The 3,941-nt window shown below is 35.7% G+C and carries 4 protein-coding genes; 2 read left to right on the top strand and 2 right to left on the bottom strand.

The window, feature by feature from the left end; genetic code table 11:
• Positions 1–139: 139 nt before the first annotated feature.
• Positions 140–1,177 (top strand): CHAT domain-containing protein, encoded by a 1,038-nt coding sequence (locus F6K13_RS22365; protein WP_287288424.1) that lies wholly within the window; start codon positions 140–142, stop codon positions 1,175–1,177.
• A gap of 24 nt (positions 1,178–1,201) precedes the next feature.
• On the opposite strand, the gene F6K13_RS22360 is transcribed toward F6K13_RS22365, so the two are convergent.
• Positions 1,202–3,073: a pentapeptide repeat-containing protein gene (locus F6K13_RS22360; RefSeq protein WP_287288423.1), complete on the bottom strand. Its 1,872-nt coding sequence runs from the start codon at positions 3,071–3,073 to the stop codon at positions 1,202–1,204.
• A gap of 35 nt (positions 3,074–3,108) precedes the next feature.
• Between F6K13_RS22360 and F6K13_RS22355 the strand changes: the two genes are divergently transcribed.
• On the top strand, positions 3,109–3,336 hold the full coding sequence (locus F6K13_RS22355; protein ID WP_124145972.1) for a hypothetical protein: 228 nt from the start codon (positions 3,109–3,111) through the stop codon (positions 3,334–3,336).
• A gap of 39 nt (positions 3,337–3,375) precedes the next feature.
• Here the strand turns inward: F6K13_RS22355 and F6K13_RS22350 are convergent.
• Positions 3,376–3,941, bottom strand: a 566-nt coding sequence (locus F6K13_RS22350) for a HEAT repeat domain-containing protein (RefSeq protein ID WP_287288422.1), incomplete at its 5' end; no start/stop codon positions are given.

Genomic DNA, 3,941 nt, shown 5'->3' with positions numbered 1-3,941 from the left:
ACGAGGTGGGTATCATCTTGTCTGCTTGTGGAGGCTTAGATATTGGTCAGCCAGCAAAACAAGAAACTTCTTTGTTTGTTGAGAAGCTCCGGTTATAATCTTTGATTTAACGGGAGAGAACTTCACGAGGTATTAGTTTATGAATAATCATGCTACTTATCGGAAAATATTAATTTTATCAGCTAATCCTAAAAGTACAAGTTATTTAAGGTTAGATGAAGAAATGCGAGAAATAAAAGAAGGATTGAGGCGATCGCCTTCTAGAGATTTATTTTTAATTGAATCTGCGGAAGCTACTCGATATAGAGATATTCGTAGAGCTATTTTAGATTATCAACCGAATATTGTTCATTTTAGCGGACATGGAGCAGGCCATGATGGTTTAGTTTTTGAGGATGAAACTGGGTCTCAAAAATTAGTTGATACTGAAGCTATTGCCGGACTTTTTCAATTATTTTCGGAACAGGTAGAATGTGTTGTTCTGAATGCTTGTTATTCAGAGTATCAAGCTCAAGAAATAGTTAAATATATTAATTATGTGATTGGTATGAGTCAGGCTATAAATGATAGAGCTGCAATTGAATTTGCTGTGGCTTTTTATGATGCTTTGGGAGCTGGACAAACTTATGATTTTGCTTATCAGTTAGGATGTAATGCTATTATGATTGCAGGAATACCTCAAGAGTTAATTCCTCAGTTGTCTGCTAAAAATAGCGAAAATTCAATTCCTAAAACTGCGACTTTTATACCTCGTAATAAATTTGATTTTAATACTTCTAATCAAGGAGATAAAACAATGACTGGTGAACGTAATATACAAATTGGAACTGGTGATTATCGTGAGACAACTATTAATGACCAAGGAAGTTATGTTGAAGGAGATTACTATAATAATTCCGCAGAAAAACAAAACCTGGCTGATGCTGCTAATGAAATTCAACAATTGCTGGAACAACTAAGCAAAAATAACCCTACTGATACAATGACTGGAAATATGAAAATAGCAGGGGAAGTAATTGAGAAAATTGAAACTAATCCTGCTTTGATGAATCGGGTTTTTAGTGCTTTAAAAGCTGGTGGTATGAGTGTTTTTGAGCAAACTTTAAATCATCCGGCAGCAAGTTTTGTGATTGGTGCTTTGGAAGAGTGGAAAAATACCAACAATCAAGGAAAATAAAAACAAATTCTACCAGAAAGGTTGCTAGTTTATTTCCCTTTCCTTCTCTGGGGAGTTATGATGAGTATCCCCTTCAAAATAACTCCCTCGATCATTAACAGAAGTCTCTCGATAATCACCTTTCTGGACTTCAATATTCCGGGTTTCTTGATAGGTTTCGACATAAAATTTGTTCTGCTTTAAGGCTGTTTCTAATAAATTTCTCAGCTCAATAATATGTTTGTCTTTTTCCGCTACTCCAGCTAAAAGTGCTAATAAATCTGGATAACTTCCTGATTTTATTTGATGATAAATTTCATTATATTCTTGACTGAGAAATGAGCGGTCAACATCATCAGTAACTTGTGCTTGAAAGTGAACTATTTCATTACCTCGCCCTTCAATTGAAAGAACTTGTAATCCTGATTCTGGATATTTTTCGATTAATCTTTGAAAAGCTATTGCTGCGGCACTGGGGTCTACTCCTTCATGGTGAAATATATCTAAAATTGAATAATTTTCTGCTACTTCCCGTGGGTCTACATTTTGAGTTTGATAAAGTTGTTTAGTTTTGATAATAGGGGCGATAAAACTGCTAAAGTCTCCATCTTTAAAAATCTCATTGCGGTTGTCTGGTTTGCGCCAAGGGTCGCGGTCTTCTTTTGTTTCTAAGCGCATATAAACATAATCGCATTTAATCCCCTCAAATTGGGTATCCAGGGAAATTGCCCAATCCTGAATACAAGCACCTGTTAGTATTGCATTTGTTAGGTTAGTACCGTACAGTTGAGCTTTCACAAGTTTTGCTCTTGTTAAGTTTGCCCCTTCTAAAGTAGCTTCGCTCAACTTTGTACCAATGAAACTAGCATCAGTTAAGTCAGCGTATCGTAAGTTACATCCCCGTAAGTCTAAATTGTCAAAGTTCTGATCTCGTCCGTTACCTGTTACAACCAATTGACGAATTATTTTATTTTCTAAGTAGGTTCCTTCAACTCTAGCTTTGTCTAGGTGTTTAGCATTTAACCAACAAGTGCGAGTGAGAATAGCTTTTCTCAAATTAGTGTTTTTGAGACTGGCACCAGAGAAGTTGGCATCAGTTAAATTTGCTTCGTAAAAGCTAGTTCCTCCATAGCTACATAGAATAATTGCAATATTTCTAATCAAAGCGTATTTGCGATCGCCAACCACAGCACGGCAACCAATAAAAAGACTTAGAGCGAGCAAAGTTATCGTGGCAGGAATTGCAATGGCCAAAATTTTGACAACAGCTGAAGTGTAGAGCAAATTTTTATCCTCTTCCTGAGTCGCTGCTATTATTCCCAGTATTGCTGTAGCTAGAGTTACAAATTGAATCAATAATAATAACATTCTGTTTGGGAATGAAATTCTCATCACTGCGATCGCAATTGCCTCTAACAATACCCCTGAAATATTAATACCAATACAAAATGCTAGTAAAATTGCGTCTGCTCTGGCATCAGCTCCGGCATCATCTGTGCCTGGAAGAGCCATAAACATAGCAATAGAGGTGAGTACAATTATAGTAAAAAGCCATAAAGCCGTACCTATACCTCTATAAATTGTGATTAAAATAAAACCCAAGAATAAAATTAATCCAAAACCAAGGACTAATAATGGTCCTATCCAAGTTAGACCTTTCCATTTCAATATACTACCTATAAAAGCTCCTGCATAGCCACAGATAAATCCACCTAGCATTGCTAAAAATAATAAAATTGTTCCTAAAATCAGCAACCAACTTATTTTTAGCCCAGCTTGGGCATAACGAAAATTTCCACTAACAAGCATAGCTTGAGAAAAGTTTCGTCCCTGAATCTTGCTATGGCTAAAATTAGCATTATCTTGACTTTTGACAGTACCACCTTGCAAGTTTTGCTGTGGGAAATCTTTAAACATTTTTTGGAAATACAGTATATTAATACCAATAAAAAGTGCTAGTACAATTCATTGGACTTGGCATTATCTGTGTCTGGAAAAGCCAGAAACACAGTAATAGAGGTGACTATAATTATAGTAAAAAGCGACTTTATTTGCAATCGCTACTTTCATGGTACGAAACCGTAAAAAGTCTTGAAGAAGGAGACAGGAGACAGGAGACAGGAGACAGGAGGAAAATTACTTATGGATTCTCACCCCAAGTAATTTTGAACACCGTGTAGACGGTGGGGTATTAAACCCACAAAGAAAATGATAAAGCTTTACCTATTTCTGATCCTATTGCTCAATAGATTTGTCCAATGTGTAATGGAATAACCCTGATACTGCTCAGGCTCTATTCCTAGTAATGCCTCAATTGCAATCCTACGAACATATCTATCCGTATTAGTATCTGTGATGATGTTAATTAAAGATTCAATAGCCTCTTTTGATTGTATGTTTCCTAATGCTCTAATTGCTATCTCTAGAAGAGAACTATTAGTATCAGTATCTGTAATGATGTTAATTAAAGGTGGAACCGCCTCTTTTGACTGTATGTTTCCTAATGCTCTAATTGCTATCTCTAGAAGAGAACTATTAGTATCAGTATCTGTAATGATGTTAATTAAAGGTGGAACCGCCTCTTTTGATTGTATGTTTCCTAATACTTCAATTGCACTACAAAGAACATCAATATCCTCACCAGTATTTGTAATGATATTAATTAAAGGTGGAACCGCCTCTTTTGATTGTATGTTTCCTAATACTTCAATTGCACTACAAAGAACATCAATATCCTCACCAGTATTTGTAATGATATTAATTAAAGGTGGAACCGCCTCTTTTG

It is taken from the genome of Okeania sp. SIO2B9 (assembly GCF_010672505.1).
GTDB classification, from domain to species: domain Bacteria; phylum Cyanobacteriota; class Cyanobacteriia; order Cyanobacteriales; family Microcoleaceae; genus Okeania; species Okeania hirsuta.
The sequence above is the reverse complement of the archived record's forward strand: the minus strand, read 5'-3'. Positions and strand labels throughout refer to the sequence as shown.

Coding starts and splice junctions, on each gene's coding strand:
- F6K13_RS22365 (WP_287288424.1), top strand. CDS start 140: ATGAATAATCATGCTACTTATCGGAAAATATTAATTTTATCAGCTAAT.
- F6K13_RS22360 (WP_287288423.1), bottom strand. CDS start 3,073: ATGTTTAAAGATTTCCCACAGCAAAACTTGCAAGGTGGTACTGTCAAA.